Origin of the sequence: Rhizobium sp. BK399, assembly GCF_014194695.1 — a bacterium.
In the GTDB taxonomy this organism is placed as follows: Bacteria; Pseudomonadota; Alphaproteobacteria; order Rhizobiales; family Rhizobiaceae; genus Rhizobium.
In genome coordinates, this window is the sequence record NZ_JACIAH010000007.1 from 43,035 (window position 1) to 64,949 (window position 21,915).

Below are 21,915 nucleotides of genomic sequence, written 5' to 3' on the forward strand. Positions count from 1 at the left end.
GGCAAAGCGCCGGTCGCTGGCCTCGGCCGGCAACCGGCCAATTCGGTTTGCGCATTCCTCTCAAGGATCCACCATGACGACCATTCCCTTCGAGGCCCGCCGCTTTCAATCTACCGCCGCCTACTACACGCGTTATCGCGTCCCCTATCCGGATGAACTGATCGAGCGGATCGCTGAGCGCGGCGGTCTTGCGCCCGACGAACGCCTGCTCGATCTCGGTTGCGGTCCCGGCCAGCTCGGCATCGCCTTCGCGCGACTGGCCAAGGCGACCGTCACAGGCCTCGACCCCGAGCCCGAGATGCTGGAGGTGGCCCACGCTGATGCCGCCGCTGCCGGCGTTGATGTCACCTTTGTCAAAGGCTCTTCCTATGATCTTGATTCACGCTTCGCGCCCCTGAAGATGACGGTCATGGGGCGTTCTTTCCATTGGATGGACCGACTAGCAACGCTGACTGCGCTCGATGAGATCACCGTTGCCGACGGCTGCGTGGTGTTGTTTGGCGACCGTCATATCTCCTCGACGCCGGAGTGGCGACAGGCCGTGAACCCGCTTGCCGAAGCCTTCGCACCCGAGCGCAATGCCGATCGCGAACGACGCAAGGCACCCGACTGGATAGAGCATGAAAACATCCTGCTTCGCTCACCCTTCAACGATCTGGAGCGGATCTCGGTTATCAGGGAACGCAAGCTTGGCCTTGACGATATCGTCGGCCGCGCCTTTTCCACCTCTGTGACGTCGCCACAGGCGCTCGGCGAGAGAACGGCCGCATTCGAGGCAGAACTGCGCAACAGCCTTCTCAAGCTGTCGCCGGAGGGCGCCTTCGCGGAGGTGGTGGAGATCGGCGGCCTGATCGCACGCCGAAGCTAGCGGTCAGCGCTTCTTTACCGGAGAAAGCGCATCGCGGGTGGTATAAAGAAAGCTGTCGGAGAGCTCGCGGCTCTCGACGGCGCGTGCGAGGACGACGGCGCCCATCATCGCTGAGAGGGTCGTGAAGCCCTTCGCGCGCCGCTCCTCAGCCGTCTCGCCGGGAACGATACCGGATAGAATATCGACGAGCATCGAAAGCCCGTCATTGAAGGTCTCGCGCATCGGCCCGCGGCTGCGGCTGACCTCCTGGGCAAGCGAGGCAAAGACACAGCTGCCGCCTGGATCATCGACGCTGCATCGGGACAGATAGTGATTGAGCAGCGCATCCAGAGGCTGCGCCGGTGCCGCGGCAATGATCTCGTTCCAGCGGATCTTCACCTTTTCGATCAAGGTGCGGCTGACTTCGAGCGCCAGGTCCTCCTTCGATTCGAAATGCCCGTAGAATCCGCCATGCGTCATCCCGGCCGCCTTCATGATGTCGGCGACGCCGATACCGTCGAAACCCTTTTCGCGAAACAGCACGCCTGCGACCTGCAGGATCTTCTCGCGATTTTCGGCAAATTTCTCTCGGCTGACCCGCATTCATTTCTCCGCAATTGGCAGCTTGACAATTTATATGATGTCCATCATCAATATGCAATAATTATGATGATCATCATCTAAAATCCAGATCGTACGACAACCCCAGACGGAAGCGTCATTATGGTATCGACTGCACTTGCCTCATCGCTGGCGCGACGCAACATCCACTATGGATGGATTGTTGTCGCCGCAACTTTCCTGACCATGCTGGTGACAGCCGGCGCGATGGGCGCCCCCGGCGTCCTGATCAAGCCCCTTCAGGATGAATTCGGCTGGGAGACCTCGCAGATATCGTCGGCGCTTGCCGTCCGCTTGATTCTCTTCGGTCTCATGGGGCCTTTCTCGGCCGCCTTCATGAACTATTTTGGCGTCCGCAAGGTGATCGTCTTCGCGATGATCCTGATCTCAAGCGGCTTCGTCGGCTCGCTGTTCATGACTGAGCTTTGGCAGTTGCTTCTGCTCTGGGGCGTGGTTGTCGGCCTCGGCACCGGGCTGACCGCCATGGTGCTCGCCGCCACCGTCTCGGCCCGCTGGTTCACCAGGCACCGTGGCCTCGTGGTCGGCATGCTGTCGGCGAGTTCCGCCACGGGCCAGCTGGTCTTTCTGCCAATGATGGCGCAGCTGACGGAAACCTACGGCTGGCGCGCGACGGTCTTCTTCGTCTGTGGCATGATCCTGTTTGCGGCACTCGTCGTGCTCGCCTTCATGCGCGACCGCCCCTCCGATCTCAACCTGCCGTCCTTCGGAGAGGCACAGGTGACGCCGCCGCCCGCGCGGACCGGCGGACTGCTCACCATGCTCGCCGCACCTGTTGTCGTCCTCAAGGAGGTCTCAAAGACCTCGACCTTCTGGATCCTCTTTGCCACCTTCTTCATCTGCGGACTGAGCACAAACGGCCTGATCCAGACCCATTTCGTGACGCTCTGCGGCGATTTCGGCATCCTGCCGGTGGCTGCGGCCAGCGTTCTCGCCGTAATGGGCATCTTCGATTTCTTTGGCACGATCGGCTCTGGCTGGCTGTCCGACCGTTTCGACAATCGCTGGCTGCTTTTCTGGTATTACGGGCTGCGCGGACTGTCGCTGCTATTCCTGCCATTCAGCGATTTCACCTTCTACGGCCTGTCGATCTTCGCCGTCTTCTACGGCCTCGACTGGATCGCCACCGTTCCACCGACAGTGAAGATCGCCGCCGACCGCTTCGGCCGCGAAAAAGCTGGCATCGTCTTCGGCTGGGTCTTCACCGGCCATCAGCTGGGTGCCGCCACCGCCGCCTATGGCGCCGGCCTGTCGCGAACAGAACTGCAGAGCTATCTACCCGCCTTCTTCATTGCCGGCGCCTTCTGCCTGCTCGCCTCGGTCCTCGCGATCACGCTGAAGAAGTCGGGCCTTCACGCACCCGCTGCCGCCGGCGCACACTGACACGGTTTCCGGCCTGAGACGGCGGGCCGGAAACTCCAATAAATCAAGCCGAGAACTTCGCCCGCCGTCTTGCGCGCGCGGGCGAACGCATGCTAGACAGCCGCCTCGTCGGTATCCGTTGCCCCATTGGCGGAATTGGTAGACGCGCTCGACTCAAAATCGAGTTTCGAAAGAAGTGCTGGTTCGACCCCGGCATGGGGCACCACCGACAATCCCACTGCTGCTGCCAGACATCACCACCGGACAGTTTCTCTCGGGTGTTTTTTTGTCAGGCCTGGTCGACGCGTTTCCAGCACGATCGCTCAATGCGGCGCGCCAATAGCAACCACTCGGCGCCGATTGCGCCTAAGCGGTGCTCAAGCACGGCCGCAAGCAGGATCTTCAGTGAAAGCTTCCTGCGAAAACGACGCCCAGTGAGATAAAGATCATTGCCCCAACGATGACGGCAAGCTTGCTGATTGCGCCGGGGACGTGGACCCCTGCCGCATCGACCTTACATGCGAGATAGAGGGGGAATGCGACGAAGAAGATCGAGATCCACTTCGGGCGCATCATCGTCGCATCGACAGCCAGCATGATGACGAAGACCAGAAACATGCTGACGACAAGCATCCGGCCGATCACCCGCGTCCATTCGCTGCTCGCAGCGAAAATGGTGCGGAGATGCCCGCGATAGACAACGGCGAGAATAGCGATCGTCAATGCACAGCATTTGACAATTGATTCCACCAGCTCCAAGGCGGCGATGAGCTGCAGAGGCATCCCGTGGCTCGATGCTGCCCGCATCTTTGTCACCGTGTCACCGGTTGCCGCATCGAGATGGGTTACCGCCCAATAAACGTGCGGGGCAACAACAGCGAGACCAACCGCAATGGTCGCGGCCAGCCGCCAGTTGAGAACCAATCGGCGCAGGCTGGGTTCAAGCAGGAGCGCAACTACGGTCGCCACGGGGATGATCGCAAAGTTGTACTTTGCCAGAAATCCCAGGCCGGCCGCCGCGCCGAGAAGCGCGTAGTTGCCAGCCGACGGGCGCTCGGCCACTAACGTCAGCACGTAGAGGAACAGCGCAACAGCAGCGAAGGCGCCAATGCTGTGGGTCAAATCCCGCTGCGACAGCAGAAAGACCGCCGGCAGGCTCAGGAAGCCGAGAATGGAAATCCAGGCAGTGTCACGCTCTCCCACCACTTTGCGAGCAGCCAAGCCAAGAAACAGGCAGCTCATCAGCAACGTCGCATTCTTCATGAATGCCAGCGTATCGACTGACACGCCGAAGACCTTGGCGAAACAGTAGAACACCCAGTTGTAGAGAGGCGGCTGGTCGCCATAACCGAATTGCAACGCATGCGAGAGTGCGACTTGTTCCGCCTCGTCGGAGGCGAGATCGCCGCCGCGCAGCAGCCGAAGGACGAAGCTCGCGGTAAAATACGTTGCCAGCAGAAGGACGGGAAGGAGTGTGCTTAGCCGCGTCGAACGGCGAGGGGAAACATATGAACCACTAGTAGTATCCGTCAAATTTCGGCCCCATCTCCGCTCGCCTGGACAATGCTCTGTGGCGGAAACATGCAATTCCTCTGATAAACCGCACAACAGTTCACCTGTAACTTCGGGGACTTACCAGCGCCGTTCCTGCGGGGGGTGTTGCTCCAACGCAACGCTTGCCGAGCCGACCCGGTGGCAGCATTGCCGCCGCAATCTGTCTCTACCCACCATTTGGTTGGAGGTTGCAAATCAACTGTTTAACTTTTGAGGCGTTTCCGCCAAACTGCGGCCGCCCAAAAAGGAAAGCGCGCGCGTGCATCAGGAAGTATCGCTTATTGCCACAATTGCCGTGAGTTTCGTCTGTGCGGCGATCCTCGGTTACATCGCCGACCGACTGCGTCTGCCGCCACTGGTCGGCTATCTTCTCGCCGGCATTGCCATGGGGCCGATGACGCCTGGCTTCGTCGCCGATACCGAGCTTGCAAGTCAGTTGGCCGAAATGGGCGTCATCCTGTTGATGTTTGGCGTTGGTCTGCATTTTTCCACCGCCGATCTGCTCGCCGTGCGTGGCATCGCTGTCCCGGGCGCGCTCGCGAGGATCGCCATCGTCACGCTGATCGGTATTGGACTCGCCAACTGGTGGGGCTGGGGCCTTGGAGCCGGAATTGTATTCGGCCTCAGCCTGTCTGTGGCGAGTACGGTCGTGCTGCTGAAGGCCCTGGAAGAGCGTAACCTGCTGAATTCGGCCAGCGGCAGGGTGGCTGTCGGCTGGCTGATCGTCGAAGACCTGGCCATGGTTCTGGCGCTGGTGCTGCTGCCTGCCCTTGCCGGATTGCTCGGGGGCCATGCCGCCGATGGCGCCGGGGCCGGACTGCCGCTTCCCATGACGATTGCGTTGACGCTGCTGAAAGTCGGCGCCTTTGCCGTCATGGCAATCTTTCTCGGACCAAAGATCGTGCCCTGGCTCCTGACGCTGGTCGCCCGAACCGGCTCACGAGAACTCTTCACCTTGACGGTACTCGCGATAGCGCTGGGTATCGCATTCGGCTCGGCGGCAATCTTCGGCGTGTCGTTCGCGCTTGGCGCCTTTTTCGCCGGCGTGGTGATGAGCGAATCCAACCTCAGCCATCGGGCCGCCGCCGATTCGCTACCGCTTCAGAACGCCTTTTCCGTGCTGTTCTTCGTTTCCGTGGGGATGCTGTTCGACCCGTCGATCCTGGTGCGCCAGCCGATGGCGGTGATCAGTGCACTGGCTTTGATCATCGTCGGCAAGGCTATCATCTCTTTCCTGATCGTCGTCCTGCTTCGCTATCCGATCGGAATGGCACTGACGGTATCGGGCGGCCTCGCGCAAATCGGCGAATTCTCGTTCATTCTCGCCAGTCTCGGCGTTTCGCTTGGACTGCTACCGACTGACGGCAAAGATATCATCCTCGGATCGGCGATTATCTCGATCATCCTGAATCCGCTTGTCTGTGCTGGCGCCGAAGTGCTGCACACCCGGGTGCACACAAGGTGGCCGGTCCTCAGCAATCACTTTGGCCGCCGCCGGCACGAGGCACTCGGCCGAGAACTTGAAAAGATCCGGGCGATCAACGAAGCACGCGAACATCAGCATCAGCTCGAGATGCAGGAGCTTATCGAGACCTTCCCGTTGTTCGCCAAGGTGGACGAGGACTCGCAGGAGGAGTTGCTGCTGCTTTTCCGTCCGAAGTCGGCGCTTCCTGGCGAACGCGTGATCCGAAAGGGCGATCGTGGCGATGGCCTGTACTTCCTGTCTTCAGGTGCGGTCGAGGTGCAACTCCCGGACGGCCCGATCCCGCTCGAGCCAGGGGCGTTTTTCGGAGAGATGGCGCTTCTCAGCGGTGGACGTCGCACGGCGGATGTCGTCGCCGTCGACTTCTGCCAGTTCCTTGTGCTCGAACGGCGCGACTTCAACATGTTCACCGCAAAGCACCCCATCCTGCGTCAGGCCGTCAGCGAAATGGCGCGGGAACGCACCGAAATGAATGTGATGCGGCAACAACGCAGTCAGCCCTCCAGCGTCGCATCGTGACGCATCCGGCGCCGAGTGCGATCACGAAGATTTTTTGGCACGTCACCCTACGAACGACACAGCGCCCATTTACAGCCGCATCGGCGCCTCATAAAGCTCATGCGCCCGAAGCGAAAGGATTGGAATGCTCCGCAGACTCTACGACTGGACCATGTCTCTCGCCGCCCGGAAATCGGCCGAAGTCTGGCTTGCCGTTATCGCCTTCGTTGAAAGTTCCGTCTTTCTCGTTCCCGCCGATGTTCTCTTCCTGCCGATGGCGCTTGCAAAGCCCGAGCGCGCCTATCGCTATGCGTTAGTCGCGACCGTTGCCTCGGTGCTCGGCGGCATCGCAGGCTGGGCGCTGGGCTATTATGCCTACGATGCAATCGCTCGCCCTGTTCTGGAGTTCTACGGCAAGCTCGACGCCTTCGAGCAGCTGAGGCTCTATATTCATGACGAGTGGGAAATTCTCCTGCTCCTGCTCGTAACCTCCGGCTTGGCGCATCTGCCGCCGATCAAGGTGGTGACGATTCTTGCCGGCGTCATTCACATGAATCTCGGCTTCTTCATCATCTCGGCGATCGTTGCACGCGGTGCACGCTTCCTGTTCCTGGCGTGGTTGCTGCGCCGTTACGGCGAGCCGATCCGCCATTTCATCGAAAAGCGTCTTGGGCAGGTTGCGGGTGTTGTTGCCGCCGTCGCCATTGCGCTTGGGATTGCCTATAAACTACTTGCCCACTGAGCCATTTCCGCGGAGTCCTACATGCCTGCCTCGTTTTCCCTTGCACGCCCAGTCATCGGCTATTCGCTGGCACTCGCGCTCGGCATGGCGGTGGTAGTCGGCACCGCGCTCGGCTTCCAGTATATCGGCGGCTATATTCCCTGCGCCCTTTGCCTGCTGCAGCGCCAGCCCTACTACTACGGCATTCCGATCGCGATCCTCGGCGCAATCGCCTCCGCGGTTGGCCTTCCGAGCTGGATCGGCCGTGCGTTCCTGCTCGCCGCCGGTATTCTTATGATCGTCGGAGCCGGCATGGGCGTTTACCATGCCGGTGTCGAGTGGCAGTACTGGCAAGGGCCGGCGACCTGCTCGACCACGGCAGGCAGCATGACGCAGAACGCCGGTGACCTGTTGGGCGAACTGAACAGCATCAAGGGTCCGTCCTGCACCGACGCGGCGCTGCGCGTCCTCGGCCTGTCCTTCGCCGGTTGGAACGTGATCGCGAGCCTGGTCCTGGCCGCCTTCGCCTTCATCGGCGTCCGCAAGACGGCTTGAGCCTTTCCGATTCGAGACTGATCAGGGCTGCAGTTCGCTATCCCAGTACAGATAGTCGAGCCAGCTGTCGTGCAGGTAGTTCGGCGGGAAAAGCCGGCCGTTGTTGTGCAGATCCTGCACCGTAGGCTGGTACGGCTTCTGATTCGGGAACATGCCAGCCTGCTTCGGCAGCTTGCTGCCTTTTCTGAGGTTACAGGGAGAGCAGGCCGCAACGACGTTCTGCCAGGTCGTCTCCCCGCCATGGGCGCGCGGAATGACGTGATCGAACGTCAGGTCGTCATGTTCGCCGCAATACTGACATTCGAACTTGTCGCGCAGGAACACGTTGAAGCGGGTGAACGCCGGATTGCGGGAAGGCTGGACGTAGGTCTTGAGGCAGACGACGCTCGGGAGCCGCATCGAAAAGCTCGGCGAGGACACCGAATGTTCGTATTCTGCAATGATATTCACACGGTCGAGAAATACCGCCTTGATCGCGTCCTGCCAGGACCACAGCGACAAGGGGTAATAACTCAGGGGCCTGTAGTCAGCGTTCAGGACGAGCGCCGGCAGGGCCTGTGGGGAGACTGCAATCGTCAAGGGACTCTCCTGATCGATTCGGCATCTGCCCTCTTATATTAGGCCGGTTGTGACGGCATTGTGAAGTCTAATAAATTCAGGCATCAATCCTGTTGTTCAAGCACTGCAGTTCAGTCGATCGGCAATATGCCGCGACCGAGCTTGACGGCGTAATAGGCCCAGAAAAGCCTTGCCGCGACTGAACGCCATGGCGACCATGCACGAGCCAGCGAGGCCAGCTCGCGGGGCGGTGGGCGAACCCCGAGACCGAATGCCGCAGCCACGGCGTTCTGCAAAGCGACGTCACCGGACGGAAATACGTCCGCGTGGCCGCCGCAAAACATCAGATAAACCTCGGCGGTCCAGGGACCGACGCCCTTGAGAGCCGTCAGCTCTGCCAGCGCCACCTCGGGCGGCAACGCAGAGAGCGCCAGGAGATCGAGGCGACCGGAAGCCACCGCCTCGGCAATGCGCGCAAGCGTTTCGGCCTTGGCGCGCGAAAGGCCGAACTCCCGCCATGCGTCGGGATGAAGTAGCACATAGTTGTCGGCGGTCAGCAAGCCTTCGGCTGGCTGCATCCGCTTCCAGATCGCTTCGGCGCTGGCGCGCGACACCATTTGCGAGACGATGATGTGCGCAAGCCCCTCAAAACCGGGCTCACGCAGCCGCAACGGCAGCGGCCCGGCCTCGACCGCAATGGTAAAAAGCCGCGGGTCGAGGCGAAGCAGGCTCTCCAGCCCTTCCCTCACATCGTCGTCACTGCGAATGATCAGCACGCTTCCTCGCGATCCCACCGAATCCGTGGCAGAAGAAAGCATGACCGCGATTCCCCGTCAAAAGCCTGTCTTTCGTTTTGCGCCAAGCCCCAATGGCCCACTACATCTTGGCCACGCCCTGTCGGCCTTTCTCAACCAGGACATGGCGGCATTGTCGGATGGACGTTTCCTGCTGCGCATAGAAGACATCGACCTGACGCGCTGTACACCCGAATTGGAAGCCGGCATCTACGCCGATCTTGAATGGCTCGGTATCGACTGGGAACGCCCGGTGCGGCGTCAGTCGGAGCATTTTGTAGAATACCAGACGGCACTCGACAACCTGATCGGGCGCGGCCTCGCATACCCATCGTTCATGACGCGAGGCGAAATCAAGGCGCGGGTTTCTCTCACCGAAGCCGCCGGCAACCCCTGGCCGCGTGATCCCGACGGCTCGCCGCTCTATCCACCCGACGATCGTGACCGCTCCGCGCTCGACCGTCAGCAACTGCTCGCATCTGGCACGAAGCACGCCTGGCGTCTCGATATGGCGAAGGCCTTGACGGCTGCGGGCAGCGCCATTTCCTGGGAGGAGACAGGAGACGGCGACCGTGGCCGGATCGCTGCAGATCCTGGTGCCTGGGGGGACGTCGTCCTATCGCGGTCGGATGCGCCGTCGAGCTACCATCTCTCGGTGGTTCTTGACGACGCCCTGCAAGAGGTCACCCACGTGGTCCGCGGGCTCGATCTCTTTCATTCGACCTCGGTGCACCGGCTGCTGCAAAATCTGCTCGGCCTGCCGGTGCCAATCTATCATCATCATCGGCTGATCGCCGATGAAGACGGACGCAAGCTTTCGAAAAGCCGAAGCGATACGGGGCTTGCCGAGCTTCGCGAGCGCGGCCTGTCACCCGCCGATATCCGCCGCCTTGTGGGGCTTTGAGGTCTTGCCCTGCCCACCGCCCAAAAAATTGCTCTTGAAGATCGCACGTACTCGAAACTTCAGGAGCGCGGCATTGAGCTCTGCACCGATGATGAAGATGACGCCGACCATATAAAGAAAGATCAAAACGATCATCACCGATGCCAGGCCGGCGTAGGTCGCGGTATAATTCGCGAAGGTCGCCAGGTAGTAGGCGAAGATCAACGCTCCCGCCAACCAGAGCAGGAGCGTCACCAGGACTCCCGGCACGACGTCGAACACGCGCCGACGCCCCGCGGGCAGCCACAGATGCACGACGAAGAGGCCGACGGTCAGCATGAACAACGTACCGTAGACACGCCAGCTGAAGACAACCTCCAGCGTATCGGCAAAGAGCGGGAACCACTGGCGCGCATAATCGAGAGCCAGCGGCACGGCGACAAGCAGGATGCTGACGGCGGCAAAGATGATGACCGCGATAACGACATAGCCAAGGCTTGCAAGGCGCGTGAGATACCATGGCCGCGTTTCCTGGACGCGGTAGGCGCGGTTGAGCGAGATTCGCAGGGCCTCGACGCCGTTCGAGGCGAAGTAGGCGGCCGCCAGCACGGACACCGTGAGCAGGCCGCCGCGCGGTACCGTCAGAACCTGAATCACCTGATCGACGAGCGGTTTTGCGATCGCCTCGGGCCAGGTATCGAAGATCAGATGTATCGCCCTATCGGAAAACTGGTCGGCCCCCAGGAAGGTCGCCAATGTCGTCCCAAAAATGAGGAAGGGAAATACCGCCAGAAGCGTGGACAATGCGACATGGCTCGCCATCGCGAAGCCGTCGTCCTCTATAAGGTGGCAGATAGCATCGTAGACCACATCATAGAAGATGCGCATTATCTTCGGCATTGCGTCTCCCGGCTTTCGTCGTTGTATCGCCCGTTCGAATATGGGAAACCACTCCCATTTTGTACAGGAATCATTCCATGTCGGATCAGCGCACTATCATCGTGACAGGATGCTCTTCCGGCATCGGCGCACACTGCGCCCGCGCGCTGAAAGCTGATGGCTGGCGGGTCTTCGCGACCGTACGCAAGTTTGATGACTTGGCATCGCTCGAAGCCGACGGCATCGAAGCGCTCCGTATGGACTATACCCGCCCTGATACGATCTCGGATCTTGTGCGCGATGTGGTGGCGCTAACTGGCGGACGCATCGACGCGCTGTTCAACAACGGCGCCTATGGTCAGCCCGGCGCCGTCGAAGACCTTCCGACCGACGCCCTGCGCGCTCAGTTCGAAACGAACGTCTTCGGTTGGCATGAATTGACCCGCCAGGTGGTGCCGCTGATGCGCAAGCGCGGCCAGGGTCGGATCGTGCAATGCTCATCGATCCTCGGCGTCGTGCCGTATCGCTTCCGCGGTGCCTACACCGCCTCCAAGTTCGCGCTCGAAGGCCTCAGCATCAGCCTTCGCATGGAGCTGCAGGGCACCGGCATTCATGTGAGCCTGATCGAACCCGGGCCGATTGCCTCCCGCTTCACGGCAAACGCACTCGCAAAAATCAACGAGCACATCGACGTCAAGAACTCGGTGCATGCGGCAGATTACCGCCGTCAGCTTGCACGCCTTGACGGCTCGGGTAGTCCTAATCGACATAAGCTCGGTCCGGACGCCGTTTATGCCGTGCTGAAGCACGCATTGAACTCCAGCAATCCGAAACCACATTACCCCGTAACCACGCCGGCGAAGCAGGGCATGGTGCTGAAGAGGCTGCTGCCCGCTGACCTCTTCTACCGCCTGATGCGCTGGGTGGACTGATCAAGAAAGCCAGAGCCAGCATGTCCACGGTCACCTATATCCTCGCGATCATCGTCATGGGCATCGTCGCCCTCGTGTTGATTCGCGGGCTCTTCAACATGATGAAGGGCGGCAATCCGAATCTTTCTAACAAGCTGATGCAGCTGCGCGTGCTGCTGCAGGCAATCGCCGTGCTCCTGATCATGCTGACGCTCTGGCTGACCGGTGGCGGCCGCCCTAGCTAAGGCGGGGAAGAGAGAGGGGAGAGGCATGGTAAGGCTCAATAAGATCTACACCAAGACCGGCGATGACGGCACGACGGCGCTTGTTTCCGGGCCGCGTCGCCTGAAATACGATCTACGTGTCGAAGCCTACGGGACGATCGATGAAGCCAACTCCGCGATCGGCGTCGCGCGCCTGCATATGCAGGGCATGCCGGTCCTGGAGCGGATGCTGATGTTGATCCAGAACGACCTCTTCGACCTCGGCGCGGACCTTGCGACGCCCGACGATGGCAAGCCGCCGGCGCACGAGCCGCTGCGCATCGTCGATAGCCAGGTCGCACGCATCGAGAGTGACATCGATGAGTTGAACGCGGACCTGCAGCCTCTGAAGTCTTTCGTGCTGCCGGGTGGTCACTCGGCCGCGGCACACCTTCATCTCGCCCGCACGATCGCACGCCGGGCCGAGCGGCTGATGGTCGAGCTCGCCCGCGCCGACGGCGAAGTCGTCAGTGAAGCGGCATTGAAATACGTCAACCGCGTTTCCGACTTCCTGTTCGTCGCCGCCCGCCATGCCAATGACCGCGGGCACGCGGATGTGCTTTGGGTTCCGGGGAAAAACAGGTAGGTTCCTCGCCGACCATGTGACGCGAACGCCGGGGGCAGGCTTCATGTTCATACCACTGCACGATGCCAATACGCTGAAGCATATCAAGGTCCAATGGGTGACGATGGCGCTGATCGCGGTGGACTTCGCGATTTGGCTATTCACCGGGGTTGTCGCCAGCCAGTCTGTGTCGCAGGCGACGATTGTCGGCCTGGGTTACATTCCTGCGGTATCCTTTCATCACGCAACGCTGGCGCCGGCGCTGGCCCTCATCCCCGAACCACTGACCTACATTACCTACTCCTTCGTGCATTCCGGTTTCTGGCACCTCGCGCCAAACATGCTCTTCCTTTGGGTCTTCGGCGATAATGTCGAAGACGCGATGGGGCATTTCCGTTTTCTTATCTTTTATCTGCTTTGCGCGGCTGCCGGCGCTCTCGTCCATGGGCTCGTGGGCCCGACATCGGAAGCGCCGCTTGTAGGCGCCTCAGGCGCGATCTCCGGCGTGGTCACCGCCTACGTCGTCTTGCATCCCCGCGTGAAAGTCTGGGTATTGGTGCTGATGCGCGTGCCGCTGCCGTTGCCGGCCTTCGTCCCGCTGCTTTTGTGGATCGGCCAGCAGTTCGTCATGCTGGTGCTGGAGCCAAACGGCGGCATTTCCTGGGGCGCGCATGTCGGCGGGATCGTCGCCGGTGGCGTTCTGGTTCTCGTCATGCGCCGCCGCGGCGTTCCGCTTTTCGATCGCGAAGTCGTCATGCCGAGGGCCGTCAGGGACCGGCCGACGCCCAACCCGGCAATGGTCGCGGTACCTGGCCAACCGCTACGTCCGCGGCTGCCCTGGGATAAGCCCTGACCCCATTATTGACGTGAACGTAAAGGTAATATACTCACGGGATCAATTTGCCATTCTGCGGCATGTGAGCGTTGTGTTTGGAGGAAAAACGCGTATCCATGTCGCCATTCGACAATCGGAGCAGCGCCGAAACGCGCATTTTCTTGGCGAAAGAGTTGAAGGAAGGACCCCATGAAAATTCTCGTCCCCGTGAAGCGGGTGGTTGATTACAACGTGAAGATCCGCGTGAAGCCGGATGGCACAGGCGTCGAGCTCGCGAATGTGAAGATGTCGATGAACCCGTTCGACGAGATCTCGGTGGAGGAGGCGCTGCGGCTAAAGGAAGCCGGCAAGGCCGAGGAAGTCGTTGTCGTGTCGATCGGTCCTGCCAAGTCTGAAGAGACACTGCGCACCGCACTCGCCATGGGCGCGGACCGGGCGATCCTGGTCGAGACCGACGATGCCGTCGAGCCACTCGCCGTTGCCAAAATTCTCAAGGGCGTCGTCGACGCTGAAGAGCCGGGTCTCATCATCGTTGGCAAGCAGGCGATCGATGACGATTCCAACCAGACCGGCCAGATGCTGGCGGCGCTGCTCGGCACCGCGCAGGCAACCTTCGCCTCGAAGATCGAAATCGGTGATGGCAAGGCAACCGTGACGCGCGAAGTCGACGGCGGCCTGCAGACCATCGACGTCAAGCTCCCGGCCGTCGTCACATCAGATCTGCGCTTGAACGAGCCGCGCTATGCCTCGCTGCCGAACATCATGAAGGCGAAGAAGAAGCCGCTCGACAAGAAGAGCCCCGCCGATTTCGGCGTCTCCACAGCGCCGCGCCTGAAGGTCTTGAAGACCGAAGAGCCGTCCGGCCGCAAGGCGGGCGTCAAGGTCAAGTCGGTCGCCGAGCTGGTCGAAAAGCTGAAGACCGAAGCCGGCGTCCTCTAGGGTTCGAGAAAGGGAGATTATATCCATGGCCATTCTTCTTCTGGCTGACCACGACGGCAGCCACCTTTCCGACCAGACCGCCAAGACGCTGACGGCGGCATCGAAGATCGGCGGCGACGTCACCATCCTCGTCGCGGGTGCCGGCGCCAAGGCCGCCGCCGAACAAGCTGCCAAGCTGTCGGGTGTTTCCAAGGTGCTGGTTGCGGAGGACGCAGTCCTTGCCAACAACCTCGCCGAACCCCTGGCGGCCCTGATCGTTTCGCTCGCGGCAAGCTATGACACGCTCATCGCCGCCGCCACCTCGACCGGCAAGAACGTCATGCCGCGCGTTGCCGCCCTGCTCGACGTCGCCCAGGTCTCGGAGATCATTGAAGTGGTCTCTGCCGACACCTTCAAGCGGCCGATCTATGCTGGCAACGCCATCCAGACGGTACAGGCGACCGACGCCAAGAAGGTCATCACCGTGCGCACTGCCTCCTTCGCCGCCGCTGCCGAAGGCGGTTCCGCCGCGGTTGAGACCGTCGCGGCTGCTGCCAATCCCGGTCTGTCGACCTTCGTCAAGGACGCACTGTCGGCCTCCGACCGTCCGGAACTGACCTCGGCGAAGATCATCATCTCGGGTGGCCGGGCGCTGGGCTCGGCCGAGAAGTTCAAGGAAGTCATCCTGCCGGTCGCCGATAAGCTCGGGGCCGCCGTCGGCGCCTCGCGCGCCGCCGTCGATGCCGGCTACGCCCCGAACGACTGGCAGGTCGGGCAGACCGGCAAGGTCGTGGCACCTGACCTTTACATCGCCTGCGGCATCTCCGGTGCCATCCAGCATCTCGCCGGCATGAAGGATTCGAAGGTCATCGTCGCCATCAACAAGGACGAAGAGGCGCCAATCTTCCAGGTCGCCGACTACGGCCTCGTCGCTGATCTGTTCGATGCCCTGCCGGAACTGCAGAAGGCCCTTTGAAACGAGCAGATGCCTTCATTTCGCACTTGCGAATGACTGGAAAATTATCTTTTTAAGGGCTACTACTTCTGCCGGGCGATCATTCGTCCGGCAGTTTTGCTAGAAAAATGCGGCGGCGCGGCGGCGCATGCCGAGCGGGGGTTTGGAGATGAATGCGGTGTTGAAAACGGTTGGTATCATCGGCGCGGGCCAGATGGGTTGCGGCATTGCACAGGTTTCGGCAACGGCCGGCTACAAGGTCCAAATCTACGATCTCTCCGACGAACGCGTCCAGCACGGTCTCGCCACCATCAATGGCAACCTCGCCCGCCACGTAACGAGTGGCAAGATGACGGACGACGAGCGCTCCGCCACGCTTTCCCTGATTTCAGGCTCCTCCGACCTCAACGATCTCGCCGCCTGCGATCTGGTGATCGAAGCGGCGACCGAGGACGAAAGCGTCAAGCGCAAGATCTATGCTCAGGTCTGTCCGGTCCTGAAGCCGGAAGCGATCCTTGCCACCAACACATCCTCGCTCTCGATCACCCGGCTTGCCTCAACCACCGATCGGCCCGAACACTTCATGGGCATCCATTTCATGAATCCGGTTCCGGTCATGAAACTCGTGGAGCTGGTTCGCGGCATCGCGACCGACGAGGTGACCTTCGCGACAGCCAAGGAATTCGTCGCATCGCTGGAAAAGACCGTGACGGTCGCCGAGGATTTCCCGGCTTTCATCGTCAACCGGATCCTGCTGCCGATGATCAACGAGGCGATCTACACGCTCTATGAAGGCGTTGGCACCGTCGATGCGATCGACACCGCAATGAAGCTCGGCGCCAACCACCCGATGGGACCGCTGCAGCTCGCCGATTTCATTGGTCTCGACACCTGCCTGTCGATCATGCAGGTGCTGCACGACGGCCTCGCCGACTCCAAATACCGCCCCTGCCCGCTACTGGTGAAGTATGTCGAGGCCGGCTGGCTCGGCCGTAAATCCGGCCGCGGCTTTTACGACTATCGCGGCGAAACGCCGATCCCGACGCGCTAAGGTTTGGCGGCGGCCAGAGCAGCGGGAATCCCCTGCTCCACTACCAACGCCGTGAGTGCTCGCTCGACGCGAATTCGGATTTCCGCGTTTTGACCGGCTCGTGCATCAAAGCAGGCGGCGCCAATCGTTAAGTTCCGCCTTCCTTTTGCTTTTCTTGCCGCCCGAGCGGTTGATTCCGCTCAACGCTGGTTTGAGAGCTACTCCTTGATGTCAGGCTCGACGAGCTTCGCCAAGTTGCGAAGCGATTCCTGCCAGCCAAGATAACATGCCTCCGGAGGGATCACGTCTGGCACGCCCGCCTGGACGACATCGAGCTCTGTGCCGACCGAGACTTTTCGAAATGTCACGGTGACTTCCATTTCGCCGGGCAAGTTGGGATCATCGAATTTATCCGTGTAGCGAAGCTTCTCGCCCGGTACCAGTTCGAGATAACTGCCCCCGAAAGAATGGCTGTCGCCGGTCGTGAAATTCCGGAAGGACATCCTGTGTGTTCCGCCGACGGTCGGCTCAAAATGGTGGACCGTGCAGGTAAACCCATTGGGTGGAAGCCATTTGGCCAGCGCGTCCGGCTCCACGAATGCGCGATAGACTTTCTCGGGACTGGCCCCCAGGACGCGATGAAGACGTATCGTATTGGGCATGACGTTCCTCCTTTGGATTGAACTCTGAGAACGCGCATAGGACGAACCTGCTACGGTCAATCCGACAACGGGATTGAATATTTGGCACCAGCCTGGCTCGGTCCATTCAGCAGCGCCGAGCAATGCATGCCATATCTTTGCGGAGCGAAACCGGCAAAGCGATCCCATCTGAGGGGGCGTTCTTTACAGTAATATACGTCCCCAATGATGCCATCTTATGCATGATCTCCGCGTTCAATCTCAATCCGATCTGACAGAAAGAGTGCGAAATGTTGAAACGCAATTTAACGGTGGCGATCGTCCTAGTTGCCTCCGCCTTTCACTCCGGAGCAGCGAGCGCCCAGACCTTGAGCTACGCAGACGCGGTGACGAAGCTGGCGGATGACTGCGGCGCGGACATCCAGAAGCTCTGCAAGGGGCTAAATCTCGGGAATGGGCGAATTGCAGATTGCCTGCAGCAGAACGCCGCCAAGGTGTCGGCAACTTGCAAGGGCTCGTTGAGCACCGCCTTCCAGTCGATCACCCAGCGCGAACATGCCCAGGTGTCGTACAAACAAGTCTGTCAGAGGGACATGTCGAAGAGCTGCTCCGGCATCAAGGGTGACGGCTTTGTTCTCGCCTGCCTCGTCAAGAAGGAAAAGCGTGTCAGCAAGGAATGCAACCAGGTCATTACCGATGCGGGATGGAGATGAACCAATGAAGCGCATTTTTTCAAGGATGTCCCTGGCCATCGCCGTCGCGGTTCTCCTTCCCGGACTTGCCGCCGCACAGGAGGTGTCGCAAGAGCGGATCGTCAAGGGACTGGGCAAACTGACGGCAGCGGCCCCTGTGATCGATCTCGTGATTTTGCGCGAGGAGGCGATCAGTGGCGGAAGCAAGCCGATGTCGGCACTTCCAAATTGGCAACGGATCGCGAAGCTGCCGCAGATGGTTGTCGAGATCAATTTCGAGAATGACTCCGTTTCCATTCAGCCGAAGTCGTACCGCACACTCGGGATGATCGCCGACGCCCTGCATCATCCAAACCTATGGGCCTACAATTTCCTCATTGTCGGTCACTCAAGCGCGACAGGCGATGAAAAGCACAATCTCGAGCTTAGTGAGCAACGTGCGGCGGCCATCAAGGAAGCTCTTTCGACAACCTTCGCAGTCGATCCTCGACGCCTCTACGCCGTCGGCGTTGGTGAACACTTGCCGATCGAAGGCACCGATGTGAACGGGTCGAACAACAGGCGCGTGCAACTCATCAATCTTGGGGTCTTCAAGAGCAAATCGTAGTTTGACAGGGATTGCACGGCGTCGAACGAAACGCCGTGCAATCCGATGAACCGCTGCGGAGCGAAGGCGACAGCGGACGAGAGTCGCCGCCGGACGCACCCTTCTCGATGCCGCTCGCGGGGACTATTCTTTCTCCCGGACTCCCTAACCTGGCGATTGGAGGGCTCGTGTCGGTAGGCAGCCGTAGCAAACTTCCCTTCGTGTTGGCGGTCGCAACGCTTCCGACGATTTTTGCATCGGGAAGCGATGCGGCGGATCTCACCGTTCGAATTGATAGCGGAATGCTGAGAGGCGAGAGGTCAGGCACTGTCCTAAGCTTCAAAGGAATCCCCTACGCGGCACCGCCGGTCGGCAGGCTGAGATGGCGCAATCCGACACCAGTACAAAAATGGACCGGCGTCAGGGACGCGCGCAACTTCGGTCCTTCATGCATGCAGACTGACGACGTGCCGAAGTCCGAGGATTGCTTGACCCTCAATGTCTGGAGACCCGCCAAGCACTTCGAGAGATCGCTTCCGGTGATGGTTTGGATTTACGGCGGCGCGCTTGTTCACGGAAACACCGCTCAATATCCCGGCAACCAGCTTGCCGCCCAGAGAGTCGTGTTCGTCAGCATGAATTACCGCATGGGACGGCTGGGCTTCTTTGCCCATCCCGGGCTCATAGCGGAATTGCCCGGCGAACCGGTGGGCAATTATGGTTACATGGACCAGCTTGCAGCCTTGAGGTGGGTCCAGCAAAACATCAGAGCCTTCGGTGGCGACCCAACAAAAGTAACCATATTCGGAGAGTCAGCAGGTGGCGGCTCGGTGATGGCACACATGATATCGCCGCTATCACGAGGACTTTTCCAGGCAGCCATTTTGCAGTCGCCGACCCTCCCCACCGCGCGTGCGCGAAGCTTGCAGCAGCCGTCATTGAAACAAGCCGAGAAAATCGCGTTGGACTACGCAAAGTCTCTCGGAATTGCTGGCAGCGATTCAGCCGCTCTGGCGGCGCTCCGGGCGCTGCCTGCTGAAAAGCTGACGGAGGGTGCGTCTGCCCAAGCGGTGCTGACAGGAATGTCGACGGGTAAGCCCATTGTCGGCGTCTCCGGTCCGATCGTGGATGGGCGGTTCTTGCTCGAAACACCCGAAGCGGCCTTCGCAGCACGACGGCAGGCGTCAGTGCCCGTCATTGTGGGTGCGGATAGCCTTGGTCTTGGCATCGGTCAGGCGGCGTCGAAAGACGACCTCTTCCAGATGTTCGGAGAGCAGGCAGCGGAAGCCCGTGCGCTTTATGACCCAGACAATCAGGAGACGCTTGATGCGCTGAAACAGCGGGTCCTCGCCGACAAGACGATTATTGAACCGTCTCGCCATCTCGCTGACGAGATGCTCCGAGCGGGTCAGCCGACGTGGTGGTATCGTTTTTCCTATGTCGCCGAGGCCCTGCGCAACGATCCGACATGGAAAGGCACTCCGCACGGCTCCGAATTTCCCTATACGTTCGATATTCCTGCCGCGTTGGTGAAAGGCAAAGTTACGCCAGCCGACTGGGCCATGGCCGCGCTGGCGAGTGCTTATTGGGTTGATTTTGCAACGAAGGGTGATCCCAACGGCGGATCCCGGCCGAATTGGCCAATCTACGATCCCAATGTCGATAAAGTCATGAGATTCACCAATGGCGGCGCGCTTGTAGCGCCCGATCCGCTGAAACGCAGGCTTGATCTCTGGCAACGATATTGGAACGAACAGAACTGACGGGTCAGGCGCTGCGGTTCAGAGGGCTTGGCCGGTGTTGTGCCGCAAGTGGCGACGCGAGATTTTTGGACAATTCTATTTCTGGTGCTATGTCTTGAAAGCGGTTTGAGGCGAAGCGCGGAGCGCGCATGTCGACAGCGGTTGCCATTCTGGGGGGTATCGGGCTGTTCTTGCTCGGTATGACCGTCATGACCGACGGCCTAAAGGCGCTGGCGGGATCGGCGCTGCGCACCGTGCTAGGCAAGGCCGCTGCAACACCGCTTTCGGGCGCTTTTTGGGGCGCGATCGTCACTCTGCTCGTCCAGTCGTCAAGCGCTGTGACGATGACGACGATTGGCCTTGTCAGCGCCGGACTCCTGACCTTCCCGCAAGGACTCGGCCTCGTATTTGGAGCAAATGTCGGCACGACGGGAACCGCCTGGCTCGTGGCGCTGATCGGTGTGCGCGTCTCGCTTTCGACCTACGCCTTGCCGATCATCTTCTTTGGCGCGCTGGCGAAGTTGCTTGGTGGTCGGCGGATCGCGGCCATCGGCGGCGCCCTCGCGGGATTTGCGCTGGTTCTCTATGGTTTGACAACGTTGCAGCAGGGCATGGGCGGCTTGGCCGAGACCCTGCATCCGTCCGACCTGCCCGCTGTCCTCGGCACGCCGGGTGTCGGCTGGATGGAGGGCTCGGTCGGCCTCTTAAGCCTTATCGTCGTCGGCTTGGCGATGACGGCAGTCATGCAGTCCTCGACAGCGTCGATCGCCGTGACCATCTCGGCTTTCTACGCCGGTGCGGTCGGCCTCGAGCAGGGCGCGGCCCTGATCATCGGTCAAAACATCGGGACGGCGACCAGCTCCGCCTTGGCGGCCATTGGCGCCAGCGCAACGGCCAAGCGCCTGGCTCTTGCCTATGTCCTGTTCAAGCTCATCGCAGCACTCATCGCAATCGTCGCCTTTCCTTTCACGGCGCCGCTGATGCGGGCCTTTACCGCATCGATCGATGGGATGACGCTGCTGGCTGCCTACCATACGGCCTATAATGTGGTCGGCGTCGCAGTGCTCCTTCCTGCGACGGAGTGGTTCACCCGCACGGTCGAGCGGCTCTTGCCCTCCAAGCAGACGGCACTTCAGCAAGCGCTCGATCCAAGCGCGCTCGCCAGTCCGGTGATCGCCGTCGAAACCGCACGCCGTGTCATAGCCGGCGTTCTCGGAAGGATCGCGGCCGCCGTTTCCGCGACCCTTTCCGGCGGCGGCACGCAGTCAACCGAGGCCAACGACGCGGCCGCGCTTCTGGAAGTGCGGGCGTTCCTCTCCGAACTGAGTGCCGGTCCAGAGACGGACGCTGAGCGCCAGCGTATGACGAGCACGCTCCACGCACTCGACCACGCCTCCCGCCTCCTCGAAAGCTTGGCCGACGGCGGTCCGCTAAGACATCCGGCCGAGGCAACAGATGGCCTCCGCACCACCGATCTTTGCACACGCACCATGCGTGCGGTGGAGGCAATCGCCGGTTCCATCACCTCGGAATGTGCTCTGACCATAAAAGCCACCCCCATCGGCTGGAACGTCTCGGCCGAGGTCGCCGTGGCGCTCGCTGACGCCGAGGCTGCTGCAAGCGCGCTAGAAGTCCTGCAGCGCAACCATCGCGCCGCCATCCTCGCATCCGTTGCCCCAGGCGAGCTGACGGCGGCGGACGCATTTGCGCGGATCGATGCTGCCCGACGGCTGGACCGGATCGCTCATCACGCCTGGCGCGCGGCCGTCCATCTCCTCGGTCGTGGTGCAAATGCCGATTGAGGCGTGTCGTGAGCCGACGCGAGCGGGCAAGATACGGCGTTGCCGCTCTTTTTTGAGAGGAGAGACCTCGGCGGGGGTTCCGCGACAACCACCGAGGTCTCCCTGTACCCCTTCGAGAAGAATTCTTGAGGTAGAGCGCGCAGCGATTTTGGAAACCCAATGACGACGCATAAATTGAGTCAACCGGCGTGCGGGGCGATGC

The 21,915-nt window shown here is 60.8% G+C and carries 23 protein-coding genes and 1 tRNA gene; 18 read left to right on the forward strand and 6 right to left on the reverse strand.

What is annotated here, in order from left to right; genetic code table 11:
• Positions 1–73: 73 nt before the first annotated feature.
• Positions 74–868, forward strand: coding sequence for a class I SAM-dependent methyltransferase (locus tag FHT97_RS16150; RefSeq protein WP_183863605.1), 795 nt, complete (start codon positions 74–76; stop codon positions 866–868).
• A 3-nt stretch (positions 869–871) separates the two neighbouring features.
• Here the strand turns inward: FHT97_RS16150 and FHT97_RS16155 are convergent, their stop codons facing one another.
• Positions 872–1,450: a TetR/AcrR family transcriptional regulator gene (locus FHT97_RS16155; RefSeq protein WP_183863607.1), complete on the reverse strand. Its 579-nt coding sequence runs from the start codon at positions 1,448–1,450 to the stop codon at positions 872–874.
• 120 nt (positions 1,451–1,570) lie between these two features.
• Between FHT97_RS16155 and FHT97_RS16160 the strand changes: the two genes are divergently transcribed.
• Together FHT97_RS16160 and FHT97_RS16165 are read left to right on the forward strand one after the other, a co-directional pair.
• Positions 1,571–2,869 (forward strand): MFS transporter, encoded by a 1,299-nt coding sequence (locus tag FHT97_RS16160; RefSeq protein ID WP_183863609.1) that lies wholly within the window; start codon positions 1,571–1,573, stop codon positions 2,867–2,869.
• Positions 2,870–2,989: 120 nt separating this feature from the next.
• Positions 2,990–3,074 (forward strand) — tRNA-Leu (locus FHT97_RS16165).
• Positions 3,075–3,250: 176 nt separating this feature from the next.
• On the opposite strand, the gene FHT97_RS16170 is transcribed toward FHT97_RS16165, so the two are convergent.
• Positions 3,251–4,381 carry a glycosyltransferase family 39 protein gene (locus FHT97_RS16170; protein ID WP_183863611.1) on the reverse strand — a complete coding sequence of 377 codons (1,131 nt, stop codon included), beginning with the start codon at positions 4,379–4,381 and terminating at the stop codon, positions 3,251–3,253.
• A gap of 280 nt (positions 4,382–4,661) precedes the next feature.
• Here FHT97_RS16170 and FHT97_RS16175 point away from each other — a divergent pair, with 280 nt between their 5' ends.
• From FHT97_RS16175 to FHT97_RS16185, 3 genes are all read left to right on the forward strand, one after another.
• Positions 4,662–6,404 carry a cation:proton antiporter gene (locus tag FHT97_RS16175; protein WP_183863613.1) on the forward strand — a complete coding sequence of 581 codons (1,743 nt, stop codon included), beginning with the start codon at positions 4,662–4,664 and terminating at the stop codon, positions 6,402–6,404.
• Positions 6,405–6,528: 124 nt separating this feature from the next.
• Entirely contained in the window at positions 6,529–7,125 is a 597-nt protein-coding gene (locus FHT97_RS16180) for a YqaA family protein (protein WP_183755281.1), read from the forward strand.
• 21 nt (positions 7,126–7,146) lie between these two features.
• Positions 7,147–7,659, forward strand: coding sequence for a disulfide bond formation protein B (locus tag FHT97_RS16185; RefSeq protein WP_183863615.1), 513 nt, complete (start codon positions 7,147–7,149; stop codon positions 7,657–7,659).
• Between the two features lie 21 nt (positions 7,660–7,680).
• Here the strand turns inward: FHT97_RS16185 and FHT97_RS16190 are convergent, their stop codons facing one another.
• Together FHT97_RS16190 and FHT97_RS16195 are read right to left on the reverse strand one after the other, a co-directional pair.
• Positions 7,681–8,238: an HNH endonuclease gene (locus tag FHT97_RS16190; RefSeq protein WP_007790722.1), complete on the reverse strand. Its 558-nt coding sequence runs from the start codon at positions 8,236–8,238 to the stop codon at positions 7,681–7,683.
• Positions 8,239–8,348: 110 nt separating this feature from the next.
• Positions 8,349–9,035: a DNA-3-methyladenine glycosylase gene (locus tag FHT97_RS16195; RefSeq protein WP_183863617.1), complete on the reverse strand. Its 687-nt coding sequence runs from the start codon at positions 9,033–9,035 to the stop codon at positions 8,349–8,351.
• Here FHT97_RS16195 and gluQRS point away from each other — a divergent pair.
• On the forward strand, positions 9,034–9,915 hold the full coding sequence (gene gluQRS / locus FHT97_RS16200; RefSeq protein ID WP_183863619.1) for a tRNA glutamyl-Q(34) synthetase GluQRS: 882 nt from the start codon (positions 9,034–9,036) through the stop codon (positions 9,913–9,915). The genes FHT97_RS16195 and gluQRS overlap by 2 nt on opposite strands.
• On the opposite strand, the gene FHT97_RS16205 is transcribed toward gluQRS, so the two are convergent.
• Positions 9,880–10,794, reverse strand: a complete 915-nt coding sequence (locus FHT97_RS16205) for a YihY/virulence factor BrkB family protein (RefSeq protein ID WP_183755277.1) — start codon at positions 10,792–10,794, stop codon at positions 9,880–9,882. The two genes, gluQRS and FHT97_RS16205, sit on opposite strands and share 36 nt — an antisense overlap.
• A 77-nt stretch (positions 10,795–10,871) precedes the next feature.
• Between FHT97_RS16205 and FHT97_RS16210 the strand changes: the two genes are divergently transcribed.
• From FHT97_RS16210 to FHT97_RS16240, 7 genes are all read left to right on the forward strand, one after another.
• Entirely contained in the window at positions 10,872–11,705 is an 834-nt protein-coding gene (locus tag FHT97_RS16210; protein WP_183863621.1) for an SDR family oxidoreductase, read from the forward strand.
• A 20-nt stretch (positions 11,706–11,725) separates the two neighbouring features.
• The gene (locus tag FHT97_RS16215) at positions 11,726–11,929 is read left to right on the forward strand and encodes a twin transmembrane helix small protein (RefSeq protein ID WP_007790735.1); all 204 of its coding nucleotides are present in this window, start codon (positions 11,726–11,728) and stop codon (positions 11,927–11,929) included.
• Between the two features lie 25 nt (positions 11,930–11,954).
• Positions 11,955–12,533: a cob(I)yrinic acid a,c-diamide adenosyltransferase gene (locus tag FHT97_RS16220; protein WP_114713933.1), complete on the forward strand. Its 579-nt coding sequence runs from the start codon at positions 11,955–11,957 to the stop codon at positions 12,531–12,533.
• A 43-nt stretch (positions 12,534–12,576) separates the two neighbouring features.
• Positions 12,577–13,365, forward strand: coding sequence for a rhomboid family intramembrane serine protease (locus FHT97_RS16225; protein ID WP_183863623.1), 789 nt, complete (start codon positions 12,577–12,579; stop codon positions 13,363–13,365).
• A 171-nt stretch (positions 13,366–13,536) separates the two neighbouring features.
• Entirely contained in the window at positions 13,537–14,286 is a 750-nt protein-coding gene (locus tag FHT97_RS16230; RefSeq protein ID WP_183863625.1) for an electron transfer flavoprotein subunit beta/FixA family protein, read from the forward strand.
• Between the two features lie 25 nt (positions 14,287–14,311).
• The gene (locus tag FHT97_RS16235; protein WP_183863627.1) at positions 14,312–15,241 is read left to right on the forward strand and encodes an electron transfer flavoprotein subunit alpha/FixB family protein; all 930 of its coding nucleotides are present in this window, start codon (positions 14,312–14,314) and stop codon (positions 15,239–15,241) included.
• Between the two features lie 148 nt (positions 15,242–15,389).
• Complete coding sequence (locus FHT97_RS16240) at positions 15,390–16,271, forward strand: 3-hydroxybutyryl-CoA dehydrogenase (protein ID WP_016556416.1); 882 nt, start codon at positions 15,390–15,392, stop codon at positions 16,269–16,271.
• Positions 16,272–16,468: 197 nt separating this feature from the next.
• Here FHT97_RS16240 and FHT97_RS16245 read toward each other — a convergent pair whose 3' ends face one another.
• Positions 16,469–16,912, reverse strand: a complete 444-nt coding sequence (locus FHT97_RS16245; RefSeq protein ID WP_183863629.1) for an SRPBCC family protein — start codon at positions 16,910–16,912, stop codon at positions 16,469–16,471.
• A gap of 269 nt (positions 16,913–17,181) precedes the next feature.
• Here FHT97_RS16245 and FHT97_RS16250 point away from each other — a divergent pair, with 269 nt between their 5' ends.
• From FHT97_RS16250 to FHT97_RS16265, 4 genes are all read left to right on the forward strand, one after another.
• Positions 17,182–17,604, forward strand: a complete 423-nt coding sequence (locus tag FHT97_RS16250) for a cysteine rich repeat-containing protein (RefSeq protein WP_183863631.1) — start codon at positions 17,182–17,184, stop codon at positions 17,602–17,604.
• Between the two features lie 4 nt (positions 17,605–17,608).
• Entirely contained in the window at positions 17,609–18,190 is a 582-nt protein-coding gene (locus tag FHT97_RS16255; RefSeq protein WP_183863633.1) for an OmpA family protein, read from the forward strand.
• A 107-nt stretch (positions 18,191–18,297) separates the two neighbouring features.
• Entirely contained in the window at positions 18,298–19,932 is a 1,635-nt protein-coding gene (locus FHT97_RS16260; protein WP_183863819.1) for a carboxylesterase family protein, read from the forward strand.
• A gap of 128 nt (positions 19,933–20,060) precedes the next feature.
• The gene (locus tag FHT97_RS16265) at positions 20,061–21,713 is read left to right on the forward strand and encodes a Na/Pi symporter (protein WP_183863635.1); all 1,653 of its coding nucleotides are present in this window, start codon (positions 20,061–20,063) and stop codon (positions 21,711–21,713) included.
• The last annotated feature ends 202 nt before the right edge of the window (positions 21,714–21,915 follow it).

Excerpts from the sequence above, each read along its gene's own strand:
- FHT97_RS16225 (WP_183863623.1), top strand. The coding sequence starts at position 12,577 with ATGTTCATACCACTGCACGATGCCAATACGCTGAAGCATATCAAGGTC.
- FHT97_RS16220 (WP_114713933.1), top strand. The coding sequence starts at position 11,955 with ATGGTAAGGCTCAATAAGATCTACACCAAGACCGGCGATGACGGCACG.
- FHT97_RS16160 (WP_183863609.1), top strand. The coding sequence starts at position 1,571 with ATGGTATCGACTGCACTTGCCTCATCGCTGGCGCGACGCAACATCCAC.
- FHT97_RS16235 (WP_183863627.1), top strand. The coding sequence starts at position 14,312 with ATGGCCATTCTTCTTCTGGCTGACCACGACGGCAGCCACCTTTCCGAC.
- FHT97_RS16240 (WP_016556416.1), top strand. The coding sequence starts at position 15,390 with ATGAATGCGGTGTTGAAAACGGTTGGTATCATCGGCGCGGGCCAGATG.
- gluQRS (WP_183863619.1), top strand. The coding sequence starts at position 9,034 with ATGACCGCGATTCCCCGTCAAAAGCCTGTCTTTCGTTTTGCGCCAAGC.
- FHT97_RS16185 (WP_183863615.1), top strand. The coding sequence starts at position 7,147 with ATGCCTGCCTCGTTTTCCCTTGCACGCCCAGTCATCGGCTATTCGCTG.
- FHT97_RS16265 (WP_183863635.1), top strand. The coding sequence starts at position 20,061 with ATGTCGACAGCGGTTGCCATTCTGGGGGGTATCGGGCTGTTCTTGCTC.
- FHT97_RS16155 (WP_183863607.1), bottom strand. The coding sequence starts at position 1,450 with ATGCGGGTCAGCCGAGAGAAATTTGCCGAAAATCGCGAGAAGATCCTG.
- FHT97_RS16180 (WP_183755281.1), top strand. The coding sequence starts at position 6,529 with ATGCTCCGCAGACTCTACGACTGGACCATGTCTCTCGCCGCCCGGAAA.
- FHT97_RS16245 (WP_183863629.1), bottom strand. The coding sequence starts at position 16,912 with ATGCCCAATACGATACGTCTTCATCGCGTCCTGGGGGCCAGTCCCGAG.
- FHT97_RS16255 (WP_183863633.1), top strand. The coding sequence starts at position 17,609 with ATGAAGCGCATTTTTTCAAGGATGTCCCTGGCCATCGCCGTCGCGGTT.
- FHT97_RS16150 (WP_183863605.1), top strand. The coding sequence starts at position 74 with ATGACGACCATTCCCTTCGAGGCCCGCCGCTTTCAATCTACCGCCGCC.
- FHT97_RS16210 (WP_183863621.1), top strand. The coding sequence starts at position 10,872 with ATGTCGGATCAGCGCACTATCATCGTGACAGGATGCTCTTCCGGCATC.
- FHT97_RS16260 (WP_183863819.1), top strand. The coding sequence starts at position 18,298 with ATGCCGCTCGCGGGGACTATTCTTTCTCCCGGACTCCCTAACCTGGCG.
- FHT97_RS16195 (WP_183863617.1), bottom strand. The coding sequence starts at position 9,035 with ATGCTTTCTTCTGCCACGGATTCGGTGGGATCGCGAGGAAGCGTGCTG.
- FHT97_RS16230 (WP_183863625.1), top strand. The coding sequence starts at position 13,537 with ATGAAAATTCTCGTCCCCGTGAAGCGGGTGGTTGATTACAACGTGAAG.
- FHT97_RS16250 (WP_183863631.1), top strand. The coding sequence starts at position 17,182 with ATGTTGAAACGCAATTTAACGGTGGCGATCGTCCTAGTTGCCTCCGCC.
- FHT97_RS16205 (WP_183755277.1), bottom strand. The coding sequence starts at position 10,794 with ATGCCGAAGATAATGCGCATCTTCTATGATGTGGTCTACGATGCTATC.
- FHT97_RS16215 (WP_007790735.1), top strand. The coding sequence starts at position 11,726 with ATGTCCACGGTCACCTATATCCTCGCGATCATCGTCATGGGCATCGTC.